General features: G+C 50.9%; 15 protein-coding genes. 10 read left to right on the top strand and 5 right to left on the bottom strand.

Annotation, left to right across the window (positions count from 1 at the left end):
* Window positions 1–4 precede the first annotated feature (4 nt).
* The 9 genes from ACTHRY_RS03240 to ACTHRY_RS03200 all read left to right on the top strand — a co-directional run bounded on the left by ACTHRY_RS03240 (window position 5) and on the right by ACTHRY_RS03200 (window position 8,483).
* Entirely contained in the window at window positions 5–1,690 is a 1,686-nt protein-coding gene (locus ACTHRY_RS03240) for a hypothetical protein (protein WP_152901093.1), read from the top strand.
* Window positions 1,691–1,798: 108 nt separating this feature from the next.
* On the top strand, window positions 1,799–2,380 hold the full coding sequence (locus ACTHRY_RS03235; RefSeq protein WP_049323795.1) for a hypothetical protein: 582 nt from the start codon (window positions 1,799–1,801) through the stop codon (window positions 2,378–2,380).
* Window positions 2,381–2,498: 118 nt separating this feature from the next.
* Window positions 2,499–3,416 (top strand): hypothetical protein, encoded by a 918-nt coding sequence (locus ACTHRY_RS03230; RefSeq protein WP_049323796.1) that lies wholly within the window; start codon window positions 2,499–2,501, stop codon window positions 3,414–3,416.
* A 3-nt stretch (window positions 3,417–3,419) separates the two neighbouring features.
* The gene (locus ACTHRY_RS03225) at window positions 3,420–3,797 is read left to right on the top strand and encodes a hypothetical protein (protein WP_049323797.1); all 378 of its coding nucleotides are present in this window, start codon (window positions 3,420–3,422) and stop codon (window positions 3,795–3,797) included.
* 11 nt (window positions 3,798–3,808) lie between these two features.
* Complete coding sequence (locus ACTHRY_RS03220) at window positions 3,809–5,674, top strand: hypothetical protein (protein WP_049323798.1); 1,866 nt, start codon at window positions 3,809–3,811, stop codon at window positions 5,672–5,674.
* An 83-nt stretch (window positions 5,675–5,757) separates the two neighbouring features.
* The gene (locus ACTHRY_RS03215) at window positions 5,758–5,988 is read left to right on the top strand and encodes a hypothetical protein (RefSeq protein WP_049323799.1); all 231 of its coding nucleotides are present in this window, start codon (window positions 5,758–5,760) and stop codon (window positions 5,986–5,988) included.
* A gap of 75 nt (window positions 5,989–6,063) precedes the next feature.
* Window positions 6,064–7,320 (top strand): hypothetical protein, encoded by a 1,257-nt coding sequence (locus tag ACTHRY_RS03210; RefSeq protein WP_065423772.1) that lies wholly within the window; start codon window positions 6,064–6,066, stop codon window positions 7,318–7,320.
* 182 nt (window positions 7,321–7,502) lie between these two features.
* Entirely contained in the window at window positions 7,503–7,622 is a 120-nt protein-coding gene (locus ACTHRY_RS03205) for a zinc finger domain-containing protein (protein WP_311457636.1), read from the top strand.
* 81 nt (window positions 7,623–7,703) lie between these two features.
* Window positions 7,704–8,483, top strand: a complete 780-nt coding sequence (locus ACTHRY_RS03200; protein ID WP_079453829.1) for a DNA adenine methylase — start codon at window positions 7,704–7,706, stop codon at window positions 8,481–8,483.
* Window positions 8,484–8,611: 128 nt separating this feature from the next.
* Here the strand turns inward: ACTHRY_RS03200 and ACTHRY_RS03195 are convergent, their stop codons facing one another.
* Window positions 8,612–9,481 carry a pirin family protein gene (locus ACTHRY_RS03195; protein ID WP_049322081.1) on the bottom strand — a complete coding sequence of 290 codons (870 nt, stop codon included), beginning with the start codon at window positions 9,479–9,481 and terminating at the stop codon, window positions 8,612–8,614.
* Between the two features lie 134 nt (window positions 9,482–9,615).
* Here ACTHRY_RS03195 and ACTHRY_RS03190 point away from each other — a divergent pair, with 134 nt between their 5' ends.
* On the top strand, window positions 9,616–9,966 hold the full coding sequence (locus ACTHRY_RS03190) for a winged helix-turn-helix transcriptional regulator (protein ID WP_049322082.1): 351 nt from the start codon (window positions 9,616–9,618) through the stop codon (window positions 9,964–9,966).
* Window positions 9,967–10,073: 107 nt separating this feature from the next.
* Here ACTHRY_RS03190 and gloB read toward each other — a convergent pair whose 3' ends face one another.
* From gloB to rep, 4 genes are all read right to left on the bottom strand, one after another.
* Entirely contained in the window at window positions 10,074–10,823 is a 750-nt protein-coding gene (gene gloB, locus ACTHRY_RS03185; RefSeq protein ID WP_049322083.1) for a hydroxyacylglutathione hydrolase, read from the bottom strand.
* Window positions 10,824–10,846: 23 nt separating this feature from the next.
* Window positions 10,847–11,932, bottom strand: a complete 1,086-nt coding sequence (locus ACTHRY_RS03180; RefSeq protein ID WP_440374041.1) for a hypothetical protein — start codon at window positions 11,930–11,932, stop codon at window positions 10,847–10,849.
* A 182-nt stretch (window positions 11,933–12,114) separates the two neighbouring features.
* Window positions 12,115–16,041: a phosphoribosylformylglycinamidine synthase gene (gene purL, locus ACTHRY_RS03175; protein ID WP_049322085.1), complete on the bottom strand. Its 3,927-nt coding sequence runs from the start codon at window positions 16,039–16,041 to the stop codon at window positions 12,115–12,117.
* 306 nt (window positions 16,042–16,347) lie between these two features.
* Window positions 16,348–18,348 carry a DNA helicase Rep gene (gene rep, locus ACTHRY_RS03170; RefSeq protein WP_049359451.1) on the bottom strand — a complete coding sequence of 667 codons (2,001 nt, stop codon included), beginning with the start codon at window positions 18,346–18,348 and terminating at the stop codon, window positions 16,348–16,350.

Below are 18,348 nucleotides of genomic sequence, written 5' to 3'. Positions count from 1 at the left end.
AGTAATGGGAGTAAAAACTGGTTCGGGCGGCTTTAAAATTGTATTGTCCGCCAACCCTGCGAAAAATGGCGAGTTTACAATCGGCGGTCGAATAGCCGAGGGTGTGAGTGGTGTAGGGTCGACAATGATCGTGCCTAAAGCGGTGTTACAGGTTGCCGGTCATGAAAGATCGATGGTTGAACAAAATATTTTAGATACAACGCATAAGTACCTAAAATCGCTTGAGACAAAAGAAATAAACCGTTATGGAAAAATAGTCAGTTGGTATGCAGATTACCTGACTAGTGATCCAGCTTCAATAAAAAAACGTCGTGGCAGCTTGAACGGCGGCTTGTTATTTAATGTTTTGAACGACTTTGATCAAGGAAGCGTCTGTGTTTTTGATACCTGGTCATTTCATGACGGCGAGACAGAGATTGTTGAACGAGGCGGTACGCTTTATAAGAATTGGAATGCAGTACAAGGTTCGGGCGATGCAGTCGGTACGTTGACTACTGACGGTAAAGTCATTATCAATGACCGTAATATTGCCTTCCTGAATCTTAAAATTACAGGCGGTATCGTACGCCAGCCACAGATCAAGGGTTATGGTTATGCAGGCCGCACACCTGCCGCGCCGGTCAAGCCTGAAAGCTTTACCGTTTACGCGGGCAATGGCGAAATTGTCGGTAGAAGCAACGCCGCAGGCGAAATTACCGGCGGCATTACAGGCAAAATCGACTACGAGACAGGCTTCTACGAAATCAAGCGCGATGAGGGTTTCTACCCCGAAGATTTACGCTACAACGCCGTGACCCAAGACAACCTGCCTTTGGATTCGTCGATTATCGGTATCGATGCTGTGCGCCTGCCTGCCGACGGACGCGTACCTGTGTTCCGCAAGGGCGATATGATCGTGATTTCCAACCGCCTCAAGCAGGATTTGGGCAGCGCTTTTACCGCCGCTCAAAAAATCACGCTCAACCGTCAAAATATCGACCGCCTCTGCTTGGTCGACAGTAAGGGCAAACACGTCCTCGCCGAGAAATACACGGCAGACCTCAAAGCGGGCAGCATTACTTTTGCCGAGCCGTTGGACTTGTCGCAATATACCCTGCCGCTGACTGCCGTTTGCGCTTGGGAGGAGGAAAACCGTGTGACCGGCGTCGATATTTCAGGCCGTCTGAAACTCCAGTTTGCTATTGGGCGCAACTATCCGAAGGAGCATACATTTGTATCTTCCGCTCTGATCGGCGGCGATTTGCTGGTGCGCGCTACCGAGCCGTTTTCGCAACAGGCATGGGACAATGTGTGGAGTGACGCGCAACGCGGGGAGCCTATTTTGGCGCGTACCAATGTCAAAGACTACCCAATTAAGTTGGCCAGCAACGGCGCGATTACCGAGCGTTGGCTGATTAAATTCATTACTGCAACCCAATTTGAGCTTTACGGCGAGCGGCTGGGCTTGGTCGCAAAAAGCGATACCTTGACCGATCTTGCGCCGACCAATCCGGCAACCGGCAAGCCGTATTTCACGCTCAAAGCGGCGGCATTCGGCGGCGGCTGGTCGGTACAGAACTGTATTCGCTTCAATACCTACGGCACGCCGTTGCCCGTTTGGATTTTGCGCAGTGTTCAGCCTTCGCCGGACAAGCAAAACGGCCGCGATGGTTTTACCGCGTGTTTGCGCGGTAATACAGTGGCCGAATAAAAGATAAGGCCGTCTGAATAGTGCTTTCAGACGGCCTTTATACCGTTTGTTTCTTTTTTATGCCGTTTGTTTTAGAATACATTATTTAAAATAAATATGGAGAATGAAATGGAAAACTATTACAAACTTCTTGGGATTATGTCATCTGCAACGGAAGAAGAAATTAAACGGGCTTTGAGGCGTGCTGCGGAGCGACAGGAGCTGGAATTGGATGAGATAAGATGGTGTCGCGAGTATTTGCTGAATCCGGCGGCAAAAGCGGAATACGATAAAATCCTCCATGCCGAAAATCCCGAACTTGCCAAAGAAGAAAGCGAAAAAGCGAAAGAAAGAGAAAAGCTCAGACAGAAAAATAAAAAAAGCGGAGGGTCTGATTTCTTGAAATTGATCGGTACCGGGATTTTGGTTTCCATCCCGATGCTTTGGTTTACATTCAAAAACGGCGGCACGTCATCCAAGCCGAGCGTATATCAGGCACAATCAGCCTGCGAAAGCGCGGTAACGGGTATTTTAAAATCGCCTGCTTCGGCTGATTTCGGGGGATGGCAACGACGTGAAAATGCCGATGGGACGTTTGAAATAAGCGGATATGTCGATTCGCAAAACAGTTTCGGGGCTATGTTGCGTGCGCAATTTAGCTGCTCCGTCGATGCAAGCGGCAGTCAGGCGAAAATTACTTATTTCCGCTGAAAGCAATAAAATAAAATAGAAACAAGCAAGTGAGTGCAACTATGCCAAGCCCCGATTTTCGGGGCTTTTGTTTTAATGGGGTTTTAAACCATTGAAGTAAAAAGAAAGGCCGTCTGAAATGTTTGATACGCAACGTGTGCCGGTAAAGGTTTACCGCTGGGATGACGAGGGTGCGCCGCAGGTTGAATCGGCGGCAGGCAGCATTAAAACGATTTTAAAAGCCTGCCTGGTTACCGGTTATGGCGAGGGTAATAAACACAAGGACGGGCTGGGCTGGGAAATGGCGTTTGAAAAGACGCAAGAAGCCTGTTTCCGCAGTATGCACCCGAAGGCAACAAAGTGGTGGCTGGGGGTGGATGACTCAAAATATGGAGACCGTGCAAGATACGTTGATTTATGCGGTCTTTTGGAACCAACATCGGCAAAGGCGGGGAAAGTCAAACAAAAGGTTAACAACAGCAGTGGATTTTACAATTTCATTTACAAAAAAGACAACAATAACCGGGATAAGATCCAATGGGTTGTGGTCGGCAATGAGCGCGCATTTACTTTAATTATTTTATGGCAGGATTATTGCTCGTTTTTTATTTTTGGCAACTTCTCCAGTCTCGCCGTGGCTGACGACGCGAATACTCTGCTTGGATATGTGTCAGATGTGGATGAGAATTTTATTTATGGCACTGGCAGTGAAGTTGTTATTTCTGTGGTGCCGATGCGTGATTATAAGGGAGATATTGCTTCTATTTTAGGATTTAAAAGCAAAGGATACGGTGATTATGGTAGCTATCCTAATCCTATCACAGGTGGGTTTATAGCGGATGATATTTATCTGCAAGAACCAATTGGGAGTGGCAAATATGCGCTTCGCGGATTGTTTCCCGGTTTTATGAAAATTGGCGAAGTCATGCCCTTGTTTAACGTTATTCCGATGGGAACGGTTTACGACAATTTAGACGATAGCGAGGACAGATTTATGTATATCAATACAATTGGTGGGGGCTCTTTTTTGGTAAATCTCACAGCCTGGGAGCTGTAAACCATGCCGAATTATGTTTTCCGCAGCCGTCTTGCCGTTAAGCGCGGCAAGTCGCGTAGCAAAATCGTCAATCGGATTGGGCGAAGCCGTGCCTTCAAATCGCCGCATTGGAAATACGGCGGCCACGGCTATATCGCCGGCGAAGGTACGGGTATTGTTACGGTGGGCGGCCAGCCGGCTTCGCGCCGTATTTATCTGTTTGCACGCCCTACAATGGAATGTATTGCGGATTGTTGGAGCAAAGAAGACGGCAGCTACCGCTTTGACCGGCTCAAGGAAGACGAGGAGTATTTGATGGTGGCGACGGATTATAAAAAGCAATACGAGCCTGTTTCTTATGATTTTATTAAACCTTATGTCGAGCGTGACGGCGGCGGTTGAGGCCGTCTGAAATGTCCGAAGACAAAATTTATGCTGATTCGGCGCGTATCCCTTTGCCTTTCGGCTTGGCGATTGGCTCCCGTCCGTCGTCCAGGCTCTTGCCGTTGGCTTTCAGACGGCCTTTACGCCATATTGAGGATGGCGGCGAGATTATTCCCGATACGCCGCTTAAGCCTAATCCGTACCGCCCTCCGGATGGTTATGCGACTGTTTCGGGGGCGTGGGGCTTTGTGCAGCAGGCGGTGTCAACGCAGGCGGTGTGCGCGGCCGGTCGTTATGATTTGGGCGACATGGCTGCCCAAGTGTCGGGGATAACGGCAGAGGCTGTCGGGGAGGCGGTTTGTTTTCAGACGGCCTTTTCGGATATGCCTGAGTTGGAAAGCTGCCTGCATGAAACGGTCGGCTTGTCTGACGGGGTTGCCGGGTGTATGCAGGCGGTGCAGGTCGGAATGGATGGTCTGGACGGCTGTCTGCATGATGCTTTTCCCGATGATTTGTTCCTAAGCGGCTGTAATGCGGACCGATCATCGGCAGGTCTTGGCGAGGCTTTGGCGGCGTGTTCGGAGAGTGTGTTTTCCGATGACGCGCCGGTTGGCGATTGTTTGGTATCGGAGGTGCGCGAGGCGGCGGTATTGGCACGCTGTGCGCATCCGCAAAGCCTGCCTGCTTTAGCTGTGCCTTGCGAGTATTATGAGATTCCGGTTGATCCGGAGCCTGTGCCTGAGACTTATGTTTGCGGTATCCGCCCACCTTCAAACCGGCTGCACCTGCGGTTTTACCGCAAAAAGATTGCACACGATGCGCGCCATATTCCGCTGCCGTTTGCTTGTTTTGATACGGTAAGCACTCCTGTTTTAGACGGATATATCATGCAAAATATTATTAAAGCTACGGTCGACGGCCAGCCGATCGGGCTGTTTTCTGCATCCTTTACGACGGATACTGCCGGTTATTGCTGGCAAGGCAGTTTGACTGTTTCTCCCGATGATTTCGCCAAGATTAATCCTGATGCCCGCCCGAAAGGCCGGGAAGCCGAAATCGAGGTGCAAATCAATGCGGATACTTTTGTCATCATCGCGGAAGATTACAGCGACAACCGCCGCTTCGGGCAAAAGAGCTATACGGTAACCGGCCGCAGTGTTACCGCCCGTTTGGGCGCGGACTATGCGCCTAAAGGCCGTGGTACATACCGCAATCCGATTTATGCGCAACAAATCGCAACGGAGGTTTTACGCCCGACAGGTGTGGATTTGGACGGCTGGACGATGGTTGATTGGTTGATTCCGGGAGATGTGTATTCGTTGACCGATAAAACGCCGATTGCTGTTTTACAGGAGCTGGCTCAAGCCGCAGGGGGATTTGTGGAGAGCGACCGCGCCCGACCTGTTGTCCGCTTTAAGCCCAAATGGAAAAAGGCTTCTTGGGAGGTTTCCGATGCGCCTGCCGATGTCAGTGTCCCTGTCAGCGTGATTTTCAGCATCAGCGGCCAGCGCAATGTATCGGAGCGTGCCAATGGGGTTTATGTTTGGCCGAGCCATAACAAGGGCAAAGGCGCGGATGTGTACCGCAACGGCAGCAACCGCGAGCCGCGTGCCTCCGCGCTGACCAATACGCTTTATACCGACCAGCCGGTCTTGCTTGCCGCCGGTATCGCCGCTTTAAGCGAGACTGGCGTTCATAAGCGCGAAACGGTGTCTTTGCCGGTATCGGATAAATACGCCATTCCTATGGCGAATTTAGGCGAGATTTGGCAAATCAATGAGCCTACGGGGAGCTGGCAAGGCGTGGTGGTTGGTGTGTCGGTCGAAGTCAAAATCGAAAACGATGCGCCTGTCGTGACTCAAAATTTAACGATAGACCGCTATTTTGACGAATGATTAAAGCTGGTTTAAAGATGCTTTAAAGGCCGTCTGAAAGCCATGTTCAGACGGCATTTTATCTTTTTGTTGAGGATAACAAAATGACTAATCTGTATCAAAACCTGACGGCACTGCTCAAGCGCGAACAGCGCGGCATTGCCAAAATAACGGGCGATTTGGGCGGCGGCTCATGGGCGGCGCAAACGCAAAGCGGCGGCAATCTTGTTTTAAGCGGGCAAGCCGCTTTAAATCAGCGTGTGTTTTATGATGTCTTGAGCAACCGTATCCTTGGTCAGGCTCCCGATACTACTGTTTTAGAGTTGGGTGTATAAGGATAAGTGCAGGACAGCCAGGCGTTGCTTTCGTATAACGTCTTAAAATAATTATTATTATTTTGAGGGGGTTTTATGCGAACTGAAGTGTTGGGTGTCGGTATCGGCGACATTTTAAAATTTGAAGCCACTGCCTTGACGCGTGTGAAGGTAAAAGTGTCTGAGGGTACGCGTGCCGGTGATTGGGTCAATTTCTCTTTGCGTGACAATAAATTAGTCGCGTTAACCGATGAGCAAGACGGATACGCTCTTGTTCAGCCGCACAACTGTATTATTGACCTGCGTTATTGCGCCAAGCCTGAAAATATTGCTGATACCTTGCAGCAAGGCGACCGATTCGGCATTCAATATATTGGTGCACCGGTCGAGCATGGACGTCATACCGTTATGCCGTCCGGCCCTGTTATTCCTCCGAAAGAGGCGGAACGCCCGGTGGCTCCTCCTTCCCCTCCTTCTGCATTGAAGCGTAGCCTCAATTTCTTCGGCGACTCCACCAATGCGCGTATCGGCGGTCAGGCTGTGAGTGTTGCCGCCGCTGAAAATCTGCCGGTTGTAAACAACGCACAGGGCGGCAGCCTGGCTGCGTATGCCTTGATGTCGATGAACGGCAGCCCGGTGGAAGTTACTTTTAAAGTCGATACTATTCCGGCTAAAGCAAATGGCGTGATGGTTGATGGCGAGTTGGTTTACGGCGAAGGCGTTACGCCTTTCAGTATGCACTCTACCGTCGTTATTATTGGCGATGACATCGAAGCGGTCATGACCGGCCAAACCGCCAATATTAAAGTCATTCCGCGCGATAGCCAGGCTCACAGCGTTGTTCCGGGCAAAAAATATCCGGTACGCCTGAAAAATAGCGGCAGTGTCGATGGTATTTGCGTGTTGGCAACCGCAAAAAACGACATTAACGGCGCCAATGTCGGTAACTGGCAGACGGTTTTGGCGCGTATTGAAGGCTATATTGAAAAATGTATTCAACAAGTTCAGCCTAAAGAGTCTCCCCGTTATATTGTCCTGACTGTATGGGCTGATAATAAGCCGGGTTGGGCTAAAGAAAACCACCCATACCGACATCAGCTCAAGGATCAATTTAATAATTGGCTCAAGTTTAAATATGGCAATAATGTCTTTGATATTGAGCAATATATTTTATCTGATCAGATTTGGACGGATAGCGGCCTCACGCCAAATGAGGCGGATAAAAAAGCGCAAACGGACGGCGTAATGCCGTTGTCACTCTCACAAGACGGCGGTGCCCATCTGCTTCCGGCGGTTGAGGCTAAAGTCGCTGAACGTATCATCGCAAAAGCGAAAGAGTTGCGCTATTTGTAGGCAAATATAAATAAAAGGCCGTCTGAATAAGGCGGCCTTTGGGAGGATTTTAAATATAAGTGGGACGGCGACGTAACAGTGCGGCAACACTGTTACGCCAGCCAAGCAGAGCATGCCTGCATTGACTTCTAAGGCCGCCTTAGTCTCTAGAGACCGAGGCATTCTATCTGATACAGGAGTGGATGCAAATGCAAATCTATCGTGAATTACGCTGTAAGTTTTGTGGGAAATTGCTGGCAAAAGGAAGCGGTTGTGTACAAATAAAGTGCGCTCGTTGTAAAAACATCAATTCTTTCAGCTAATTAATAAATCAAAAGAATGCCTTTGAGCATCATATTAAATCTGATTTAGAGCATCGCGAATGCCATAATTTAGGAGTATATATGATGCAAAAAATGCAACAAACATTACCTATTATCCCCTGGATGGGTGGCAAACGTCGTTTAGCAAAACATCTTTTGCCCATGTTCCCCGAGCATTCTTGCTATGTCGAGTTGTTTTCTGGTGGCGCAGCATTGTTCTTTATGCGCCCAACGCCTGCTAAAGTAGAGGTACTCAACGACATCAACGGACAGCTCATCAATCTCTATCGTGTGGTACAACATCATTTCGACGAGTTCGTCCGTCAGTTCGAGTGGACGCTGACCAGCCGCGAGACATTCTCCTGCCTGCAAAACACGCCGCCCGAATGCATGACAGATATTCAACGTGCCGCTCGCTTCTTCTACCTTCAACACAACGCCTTCGGCGGCAAAACCGTCCATCAGCATTTTGGGACAGCTACCACGTCAAAAGCGTGGGATGCGTCTCAGATTGAGGTTAAATTAAAGGCTGCTAAAGACCGTTTAAAAGGTGTTTATATAGAGAATGAATCGTGGGATCGTTGCTTCAAGCGATATGACCGTGAGCACACCTTCTTCTATGCAGACCCACCATATTGGCAGACCGCAGGCTATGACCAATCATTTGGCTGGGAACAGTATGAATTACTGGCCAAAGTGATGGCAGAGAGTAAGGGTAAGGTCATGCTATCCATTAATGACCACCCTGATATCAGGGAATTGTTTAAAGATTTCCGTATCACCCAACTGGAGCTGGCTTATACAATCGGAAGAAATAAAACTGGTAAAGCCAGTGGAGAATTGGTCGTATGTAATTGGTAAAATAAAAAGCGACGGTAGCGTCGCTTTTCTTATTTCACATCATCCGATATAGTGCAAAAGCTGTCGAAACTTTCGCGGAGCCTAGAGTGCAAAAGTTACTGCAACAAAGTGCAAAAGTCGGCGGCGGCTTACATACGGCCGAATTTGCCGCTTTTGAAATCGCTGATGGCTTGTCGGATTTCTTCGGCAGTATTCATCACAAATGGGCCGTAGCCGACTACGGGTTCATCAATCGGAACGCCGGAAAGCAGCAAGATTTTGGCTTCTTCGCTACCGGCTTTCGCGCGCACTTTACCGCCGCTTTGCTCAAAATTGACCAATTCTCCGGCTGTTGCCTGTTCATTGCCATTAAACGTAACCGCTCCGCGCAGGACAACCATAGACAGATTGTGATTGTCAGGTACTGCCAACTCGGCTTCTTTATCGGCATGGAGCACAATATCCCAAACATTCATTTCGGTGAATGTGTCCGCCGCGCCTTTTACGCCGTCATGTTCGCCTGCAATCAGACGTAAGTAGCCGGCTTCGTCTGGAAATTCGACGACGGGAATATTCGCTTTGGCAAGATGTTGATAGCGTGGCGGAGTATTTTTGTCTTTGGTCGGCAGGTTGACCCAGAGTTGCACCATTTCAAAGAGTCCGCCTTTTTTGCTGAAGTTTTCAGAGTGGAATTCTTCATGAATAATGCCTGAGCCAGCGGTCATCCATTGCACGTCGCCTTCGTAAATAATGCCGCCTCCGCCGCTGGAGTCGCGGTGTGCCACTTCGCCGTGGTAGGCGATGGTAACGGTTTCAAAGCCTTTGTGCGGATGTTGTCCGACACCGCGCGGACCGTGCGTTTCGTTGGGTGCAAATTCATACGGTGCGGCATAGTCCAGCATCAGGAATGGATTGGTGCCGCGGTCGTCAGCCATATGGGAGAACAAAGGTTGCACGAGGAATCCGTTGCCTACCCAGTGTTGGCTGTCGGCTCGGTAGATTTGTTTGATGTTGCGCATGATAAAGTTCCTTCTTTTTTATGGCCGTCTGAAGCCTTTCAGATGGCCTTTTGTTACAGAATGCTTGTATTATAGGGGGTACAAACTTTATAACAAGTACGCACATTTTTTATACTGTGGTTTGGAGATTTTGTATGTCGGAAACAGAACACGCACACGGCTCTTGCTGTCCGGTCGTTAATACTTTGGATATTATCGGCGGCAAGTGGAAGGTATTGATTTTATATTATTTAAATGAAGAAACCCGACGTTTCAATGAGTTGCAGCGTTTGCTTGCGGGCATTACCCAGCGGATGCTGACGCTGCAGCTGCGCGAATTGGAAAACGACGGTATTGTTCATCGGGAAGTGTATCCGCAGGTACCGCCGAAGGTAGAATATTCGTTGACTGAGTTTGGACGGACGCTGATGCCTGTGATCGAAGCAATGCACCGTTGGGGCGAGCAATATGCTGCGGAATGTGCGAAACATAAAAAGCAGCCGTAGGCTTTTATGGTTGCGATATTGATGAAGGCTTTAAGGCCGTCTGAACAGGCGTGATTCATGGTTTCAGGCTTATTCAGACGGCCTTGTTCTTTAGGGACTAAGCCTGATTAAAATTGATTTTTCAATTCACGCAAAGCGGCGAAGACTTCGAGTTCGCTGTTTAACTTTCGTCCGCTCAATTCTTCGGCGCGTGCCTGAACTTGGGGCAGGTGTACGCGGAAAAACGGATTGACTTTGCGTTCGTGCGCCAGGCTGACAGGCAGTGTCGGCGTGTGTTCGGCTGCGGCCAAGGTCGTCTGAATGTCGGCGTTGTCCGGCTCGATGTGCTGGGCAAAGTGCAGGTTGGAGGCGGTATATTCGTGCGCCGGATAAAACAGCGTTTCTTCGGGCAGCTGGTTGAATCGGTGGAAACTGTCGTAAAGCTGCTCGATTGTGCCGGTAAATACGCGGCCGCAACCGGCGGAGAACAAGGTATCGCCGCAGAAAACGTGCAGGCCGTCTGAATTTTCCAGTAGATAGCTGATGTGGCGGTCGGTATGGCCGGGGGTCGCCCAAACGGTAACCAAGCCTTCGCCAAACGGGAACTGCGTACCTGCGGTGACGGTATGCGTCGCCACGTCGATGTCGCTTTCGCCATAGATTGGGGATTCTAAGAAGCCGTTGTGCAGCGCTTTTGCGCCACCGGTATGGTCTGGGTGCGGGTGGGTAATCCATGTTTGCGCCAGCATCAAGTGGTTGTGCACAAGGAATTTTAAGACCGGCGTGGCATCGGACGGATCGACGCAGACGGCATGGTTGCCTTCTTGAATCATCCAGATGTAGTTGTCGTTTAGGGCTTGGATTGGTGTGATTTTCATATGCTTTCTTCTGGTTTGGGGTTTCAGACGGCCTCTAAATAATCTTTGATATTCGGGCTTTGGCCGAACACGGCTTCATGGGCTTGCTGGATGCACAGTCGGTTGAACAGCAATCTTTGGGTTTGGTCGCCGTCGACAATCCGCACTTGGCCTTGCAGTTTGGGCGCGTCGTGATGAAAGGTGTTTTTAAACGCGTGCCAACGGTCAGCTTGCAGATGAACGATGGCAAACATATCGTGCGAGATATTAACGCCGATGCTGAATAGCTTGGATGAGGCTTGCAGGCAGAAACTGCTGTCGCCAAACAGGCACAGCCCCGTGTTTTCCAGATAGCGGAACAATTCGATTTTCACGGCTTCGGGTTCGGCAAAGATATTGCAAAACAGCCGTTCAAACAACGACGGCTGCGCCACGCCTTCGCTCAACATACCGTAAAGACCGCCCAGCCAATCGACATAGCCGAGAAAGGAAAAACGGTAGTCCTGCATAATGGCTTCGATGCGCTTGGGGTCGCGTTTGCTGATCAAGCGGACAAATTCAAAACCGACTTCCGGCAGCCGCGCCCGAAGCGTTTGGTGCAGGCGGTGGGCAAACAGGTTTTTATGGTTGTGCGGATTGCGCAGAATGCCGAGGAATTTCAGCCGCAATATCCGCCACAAGGCATCCGGTACTTTGACGGTATCGGCATTTGCCGTAGTTGTTTTCAGATGGCCTGCAGGCAGGGTGCGCAGATGGTTGCAGGCATCTTCGTAGCCGCTTTCATGACGGTTGAACCAGCTTTCCAAATTGTATTGGTTGGCGGAGTCTTCGACAAAGGTCAGCGTATAGAGATTTTTCGCCGCCAAGTTACCGATGATGTTGACGCTTATCGCTTCGCTGTGGTTTTGTTCTTTGCCGCGGGCTTTTTCGCCAGTGTGGAACATGGACAAGGGCAGCTTGTAAACATTCTGATTCTGCGGGCTGACCTGCGGATTATGCGCATGCTGCCGTTGCTCGGTCTGGGCGACGAAGTGGTGCTCCTTAGTCGGATTCGCGGTCAATAGGGCGTAAGGCTTTTCGCCGCATTCGGAAAATTCGCAATCGCTGAGGATAAAGGCTTGTCGAGTCATAATGTCGGGAAAGGCCGTCTGAATATGTTGATTATAGTTTAAAAGAGGGAAATACAGAATGACGGCAGCCGGTTTCTATAAATAAAGTAAACTTAAAGGCCGTCTGAAAACAGGAGGCGGAAAATTTTGCCTTTCCTGTTTCAGACGGCCTTGCTTAAAGCCTGATCAAATCAAGCTTTTCATTAGCCCAAAGCTTTTCTTGCGCCGGCAAAGAGGCGATACCAGCCAGACAGTTCCGTCCAGTCTTCCGGTTTCCAGCTCATTTGCGCGGCACGGTACACGCGTTCCGGATGCGGCATCATGATGGTAACGCGGCCGTCGGTGTTGGTCACGCCGGCAATGCCTTGTGGCGAGCCGTTGGGGTTGAGCGGATAAGTTTGGGTCACTTGGTTTTGACCGTCCACATATTGCAGCGCAATGCCCAAATCGGTGGAAATATTGCCGCCGTGAAGCGCGAAGTCAGCGCGGCCTTCGCCGTGGCTGACCACGACAGGCAGGCTGGAGCCTTGCATTTCGTTCAGAATCAGCGACGCGGATTTCGGAACATGAACCATGCTCAGGCGCGCTTCAAACTGTTCGCTCAGGTTGCGCTTGAACTTCGGCCATGTTTCTGCGCCCGGGATAATCTCGGCAAGGTTGCTGACCATTTGACAGCCGTTGCACACACCCAATGTCAGTGTGTTTGGATCGGCAAAGAAGGCGGCGAATTGGTCGCGCAGAGCAGGGTGGAACAGAATCGATTTTGCCCAGCCTTCGCCCGCGCCGAGTACGTCGCCGTAGCTGAAGCCGCCGCACGCCGCCAGCATTTTGAAGTCGGCAAGGTTAACGCGGCCTGCCATCAGGTCGGACATATGCACGTCGTAGGCATCGAAACCGGCGCGGGTGAAGGCGGCGGCCATTTCGATTTGCCCGTTCACGCCCTGTTCGCGCAGGATGGCGATTTTGGGTTTCGCGCCGCTGTTGACGAAAGGCGCGGCGATGTCTTCGTTCACGTCGAACTTCACGTCGGCAAACAATGCGCTGCATTCATTGTCGCCAATCAGGGCGAACTCGCTGTCTGCGCAGGCGGGGTTATCGCGCAGGCGTTGGATGGCGTGGCTGGTTTCCTGCCATGCGCGTTGCAGGTCGGTAAGGGATTGATTGAAAATTTCTTCTCCTGCATTGATGACCATATGGCCGCTGTCGGCAAACTCTCCCAAATGGTGAAGCGTGAGATTCAGTTTCTCGCACAAATTGAAAATATATTCGTGGTCGGCAGCGTGAACAGCAATAACGGCTCCTAATTCTTCGTTAAACAGGGTAGTTAGGACAAATTTTTGCCATTCTTGAGGCGAGTAATACTCGTTTTGAACGTTAATATTTTTACTTACCATTGTCAGCAGGTCGAGATTCATGCCACGGCGAGAAGCAAATGCCATTTCTGCCAGAGTCACAAACAAACCGCCGTCGCTGCGGTCGTGGTAGGCCAGCAACTTATCTTCTTGAACGAGTTGCTGAATTAACTGATAAAACGCTTTCAGATGGCCTGCATTAATATCAGGTGCTTCGCCGCCGCTTCGGTTATACACTTGAGCCAGTGCAGAACCACCCATACGGCACTTGTTGTTGCCTAAGTCAATCATCAGCAGAATAACGGACGAATTGGCATTGTCTTTTAATACGGGCGTAACAGTCTTGCGCACGTCTTGAACTGGCGCGAACGCGGAGATAATCAGGCTCAACGGCGAGACGACGGATTTTTTCTCTTCGCCGTCCTGCCAAACGGTTTTCATCGACAGGCTGTCTTTACCTACCGGAATGCTCAAATCCAATGCCTGACAGGCTTGGGAGACGGCTTCGACGGTGCGGTAGAGTTTTTCGTCTTCGCCCTCGTTGCCGCACGCCGCCATCCAGTTGGCGGAAAGTTTGATGTTGCCGATGTCGCCGATGTTGACCGCCGCGATGTTGGTGATGGCTTCGCCGACGCACATTCTGCCCGAAGCAGGCGCGTCAAACAGGGCGACGGTCGGTTTTTCGCCCATAGACATTGCTTCGCCGCGATAGGTGTTGAAGCCCATCATGGTAACGGCGCAATCGGCTACGGGGGTTTGGTATTTGCCGACCATTTGGTCGCGGTGGGTCATGCCGCCGACGCTGCGGTCGCCGATGGTAATCAGGAAGTTTTTGGCGGCTACGGTAGGCAGGCGCAAAACGCGGTAGGCGGCTTCGGTAATGTCGATATCGCCGGCGTTAAACGGTTTTTCAGACGGCGTAACTGTTTTGTCGCTGCGCGTGGTTTTGGGCGGTTTGCCGAGCAAAACGTTTAACGGCAAATCGACAGGGTTGTTGGAGAACAAGTCGTCGCGCACTTTCAAATGGCCGTCGTCAGTCGCTGTACCGACTACCGCAAACGGGCAGCGTTCGCGTTCGCAGATGGCGCGGAAGGTGTCCAAATCTTTTTCCAAAATGGACAACACATAACGCTCTTGCGATTCGTTGCACCAGATTTGCAGCGGGTTGAGGCCGTGTTCTTCCAGCGGCACTTCGCGCAACTTGAATACCGCGCCGCGTCCGGCATCGTTGACGAGTTCGGGGAAGGCGTTGGACAGACCGCCCGCACCGACGTCGTGGATGGAGATAATCGGGTTTTTGTCGCCAAGCTGCCAGCAGCGGTCGATCACTTCTTGCGCACGGCGTTCGATTTCAGGGTTGCCGCGTTGTACGGAGTTGAAGTCCAAAGACGCGTCGTTTGTTCCGGTATTCATCGAAGAAGCCGCGCCGCCGCCCAAGCCGATGAGCATGCCCGGGCCGCCCAGTTGGATCAGCAAGGCGCCTTCGGGGATTTCGTCTTTGTGTGTTTGTTGTGCCTGAATGCTGCCCAAACCGCCGGCAATCATAATCGGTTTGTGATAGCCGCGAACCTGACCGTCAAATTTTTCTTCAAAAGTGCGGAAGTAGCCCAAGAGGTTCGGGCGGCCGAATTCGTTGTTGAACGCTGCGCCACCGATCGGGCCTTCGATCATGATGTCTAAAGGGGAAGCAATATGGCCGGGTTTGCCGTAGGCTTGTTCCCAAGGCTGCTCCAGGCCCGGGATATTCAGGTTGGAGACGGTAAATCCGGTCAAGCCCGCTTTCGGACGCGAACCTTTGCCTGTTGCGCCTTCATCACGGATTTCGCCGCCCGCACCCGTTGCCGCGCCCGCAAACGGAGCGATGGCGGTCGGGTGGTTGTGCGTTTCCACTTTCATGATGATATGGGTATCTTCTTCGTGGAAACGATAGCCTTGATTTTCCGCCGCATTCGGATAGAAACGCTCGATTTTTGCGCCTTCGATCACGGACGAATTGTCTTTATAGGCAACGACTGTGCCTTCGGGATGCGCGTTGTGCGTGTCGCGAATCATGCCGAAAAGGGATTTCGGTTGTTTTTCGCCGTTGAGGATGAAATCGGCGTTGAAGATTTTGTGGCGGCAGTGTTCGCTGTTTGCCTGAGCGAACATCATCAATTCAACATCGGACGGATTGCGGTTTAAAGCCTGATAGTTTTCAACCAGATAATCGATTTCGTCGGCTGAAAGCGCCAAGCCCATTTCGGTATTGGCTTTGACCAAAGCCTCTTTACCGCCGCCCAAAACATCTACGCTGGAGAAGGTTTCCGATTGGATGTGGTGGAACAGTTGCGCCGCTGCATCGATGTCGGTCAACACGCTTTCGGTCATGCGGTCGTGCAACAGGGCTGCCCATTGTTGTTTTTGCCCGTCGGTAAGCGCACCTTCCAACCATACGGCCATGCCGCGTTCAATACGCTCAATGCCTTCCAGACCGCAGTTTTCGGCGATATTGGTTGCTTTGGAAGCCCAAGGCGAAATGGTGCCCAAACGGGGCGTTACCAAAAATAAATGCAAGCCCTCGCGCGCTTTGGGCGTTTGTTCAACGCTTTGCGCCGCCAGTAAGGCTTGCAGTTTTTCGACTGTCGCGGCATCAAGTGCTTTTTCGCTACCGACAAAATACCAAAATTCGCTGCTTAATTTGACTTCGGGCAGGCCGAGTGCGGCTGCTTTTTGAAAGAGTTTTTCAACACGGAAATCGGAAAGGGCGGTTACACCGCGCAAGGGCAGAACAACAGACATGGATTCAGCTCACAAAATGCAGTTGGGGAATCCATTATTATACCTGAAAAATGCAATTTTGCTTGTGAATTTATACTTGAAATGTTGACAATTTTTACTTGTGAACAGAAGACGGAAGAAGCCGTCTTTCCGTCCTTTTGTTTATTTTATATCTGATTATTCAGCTATTTTTATTTATTTTTGAAGGATTGGGCGAAATGGCGTTGGATAGGTGCGACGACGTAAAGTGAGGATTATTGGATGGTTGTTTGTGATTTTTTGCTGACAATAAGGCCGTCTGAAACCTTGTTTTCAGACGGCCTTGCGTTATCCTTTCTTTTTATTCCCCAGCATATCCAGCAAGCCTGCTAAATGACTTTTGCCTTCTTCCTTGCTCACAATCGGATCGCCGCCTTTGCGTCCTAAAATCTTGATGTCTTCCTGCGGCATTTCGTCTATGAAGCGGCTGGGCTCGGGGAATTGCCATGTGCCTTGTTTTTTGCGTTTGAGGCAGTGGGTCAGTGTAAGCTGGCGTTTGGCGCGGGTGATGCCGACGTACATCAGACGACGTTCTTCTTCGACATTGTCTTCTTCGATGCTGTCGTTGTGTGGCAAGATGCCTTCTTCGCAACCGACAAGGAAAACGTAGGGGTATTCCAAACCTTTGGAAGCGTGCAGTGTCGAGAGTTTGACGGCATCGACTTCTTCTTCGCCTTTACCTTCTAAAAGCGTCATTAAGGCGATGGTTTGGGCAAGTTCGATGATGTTTTTGCCGTCCTGCTCGCCTTTGCGTTCCAGCCAGCCGGTCAGGTCGGTAACGTTGCGCCATTTGATTTCGCCTGCTTTGCCTTCTTCACTGGCAAGCAGGTGGTTTTCGTAGTCGATTTCTTTCAGTAGGTTATGAATAAGCTCGCCTGCTTCGCTGGTTTCGGCTTTGGCGCGGTAACTTTCCATCATATCCATGAAGGCTTGCAGGTGTTGGCGGTTGGTGTTGTTCAGCAAAGCAAGGGCTTCTACAGTTTGCGCGGCTTCATACAGGCTGCATTCGTGTTCGTGCGCGTAGGTGTTGAGCTTGCCCAGCGTTACATCGCCGATGCCGCGTTTGGGCGTGGTCACGGCGCGCAAGAAGGCAGGATCGTCGTTGGGGTTGGCAAGCAGGCGCAAATAGGACAAAACGTCTTTGATTTCGGCTTTGTCGAAAAAACTTTGTCCGCCGGAGAGCTGGTAGGGAACGCGTGCGCTGCGCAGGGCTTCTTCAAAAATCCGCGCCTGATGGTTGCCGCGGTATAACACGGCGAAATCGGCGTATTGGGTTTTGTCGCCGCCGACCAGCTTCTGCTTGACGATTTGGCTGACAACCCAGTCGGCTTCGTGCTGCTCACTTTGACAGGCAACGACTTTGACGATTTCGCCTTCGCCGAACTGCGACCAAAGTTTTTTGGTAAAGAGTTTGGGATTGTTTTCAATGACTTTGTTGGCGATTTTGAGAATCCGCGCGGTGGAGCGGTAGTTTTGCTCCAGCTTGATAACCTTCATCTGCGGATAGTCTTCCTGCATTTTACGCAGGTTTTCCATGTTCGCGCCGCGCCAAGCGTAGATGGACTGGTCGTCATCGCCGACGGCAGTAAACATGCCTTCCGCGCCGGTCAAGAGCTTCATCAGGGTGAATTGGCAGGTGTTGGTGTCTTGGCATTCATCAACCAGTAGATACCGCAGCCGTCGCTGCCATTTGTTGCGCACTTCACTGTTTTGCTGCAACAGCACGGCGGGCAGACGGATTAAGTCGTCGAAGTCCACCGCCTGATAGCTTTGCAGGGTTTCCTGATAGCTCGCATACACGCGCGCTGTTTGCTGTTCCCACACATTGGAGGCCGTCTGAAGCAAGTCTTTGGGCGTTTTTAAATCGTTTTTCCACAGGGAAATCTGGTGCTGCGCTTTGAATACAGCTTCTTTGCCCGTGCCGCCTAAAAGTTCGCTGATGATTTTCGCGCTGTCGGTAGAGTCGAGGATGGAGAAGTTTTTTTTGTAACCGATTTGGTTCGCCTCTTCGCGCAGAATCTTCATGCCCAAAGAGTGGAAGGTACAAATTGTCAGCCCGCGCATTTGCGATTTGGGCAGCATTTTGGCAACGCGTTCCTGCATTTCCGTAGCGGCTTTGTTGGTGAAGGTAATCGCGGCGACGGTATGCGGCAGATAGCCGACGTTGACAATCAAATGCTTTATTTTTTGCGTAATCACGCCGGTTTTACCGCTGCCTGCACCGGCAAGGACGAGCAGGGGGCCGCCAAGATATTGGACTGCGGCTTGCTGTTGGGGGTTGAGTTTCAT

Origin of the sequence: Neisseria sp. P0004.S004, from assembly GCF_051963335.1 — a bacterium.
Classification (GTDB): domain Bacteria; phylum Pseudomonadota; class Gammaproteobacteria; order Burkholderiales; family Neisseriaceae; genus Neisseria.
Note: the sequence above shows the minus strand (reverse complement) of the source record. Positions and strands in the feature narration are given on the sequence as shown.

Coding starts and splice junctions, on each gene's coding strand:
- ACTHRY_RS03240 (WP_152901093.1), top strand. CDS start 5: ATGGGAGTAAAAACTGGTTCGGGCGGCTTTAAAATTGTATTGTCCGCC.
- ACTHRY_RS03235 (WP_049323795.1), top strand. CDS start 1,799: ATGGAAAACTATTACAAACTTCTTGGGATTATGTCATCTGCAACGGAA.
- ACTHRY_RS03230 (WP_049323796.1), top strand. CDS start 2,499: ATGTTTGATACGCAACGTGTGCCGGTAAAGGTTTACCGCTGGGATGAC.
- ACTHRY_RS03225 (WP_049323797.1), top strand. CDS start 3,420: ATGCCGAATTATGTTTTCCGCAGCCGTCTTGCCGTTAAGCGCGGCAAG.
- ACTHRY_RS03220 (WP_049323798.1), top strand. CDS start 3,809: ATGTCCGAAGACAAAATTTATGCTGATTCGGCGCGTATCCCTTTGCCT.
- ACTHRY_RS03215 (WP_049323799.1), top strand. CDS start 5,758: ATGACTAATCTGTATCAAAACCTGACGGCACTGCTCAAGCGCGAACAG.
- ACTHRY_RS03210 (WP_065423772.1), top strand. CDS start 6,064: ATGCGAACTGAAGTGTTGGGTGTCGGTATCGGCGACATTTTAAAATTT.
- ACTHRY_RS03205 (WP_311457636.1), top strand. CDS start 7,503: ATGCAAATGCAAATCTATCGTGAATTACGCTGTAAGTTTTGTGGGAAA.
- ACTHRY_RS03200 (WP_079453829.1), top strand. CDS start 7,704: ATGATGCAAAAAATGCAACAAACATTACCTATTATCCCCTGGATGGGT.
- ACTHRY_RS03195 (WP_049322081.1), bottom strand. CDS start 9,481: ATGCGCAACATCAAACAAATCTACCGAGCCGACAGCCAACACTGGGTA.
- ACTHRY_RS03190 (WP_049322082.1), top strand. CDS start 9,616: ATGTCGGAAACAGAACACGCACACGGCTCTTGCTGTCCGGTCGTTAAT.
- gloB (WP_049322083.1), bottom strand. CDS start 10,823: ATGAAAATCACACCAATCCAAGCCCTAAACGACAACTACATCTGGATG.
- ACTHRY_RS03180 (WP_440374041.1), bottom strand. CDS start 11,932: ATGACTCGACAAGCCTTTATCCTCAGCGATTGCGAATTTTCCGAATGC.
- purL (WP_049322085.1), bottom strand. CDS start 16,041: ATGTCTGTTGTTCTGCCCTTGCGCGGTGTAACCGCCCTTTCCGATTTC.
- rep (WP_049359451.1), bottom strand. CDS start 18,348: ATGAAACTCAACCCCCAACAGCAAGCCGCAGTCCAATATCTTGGCGGC.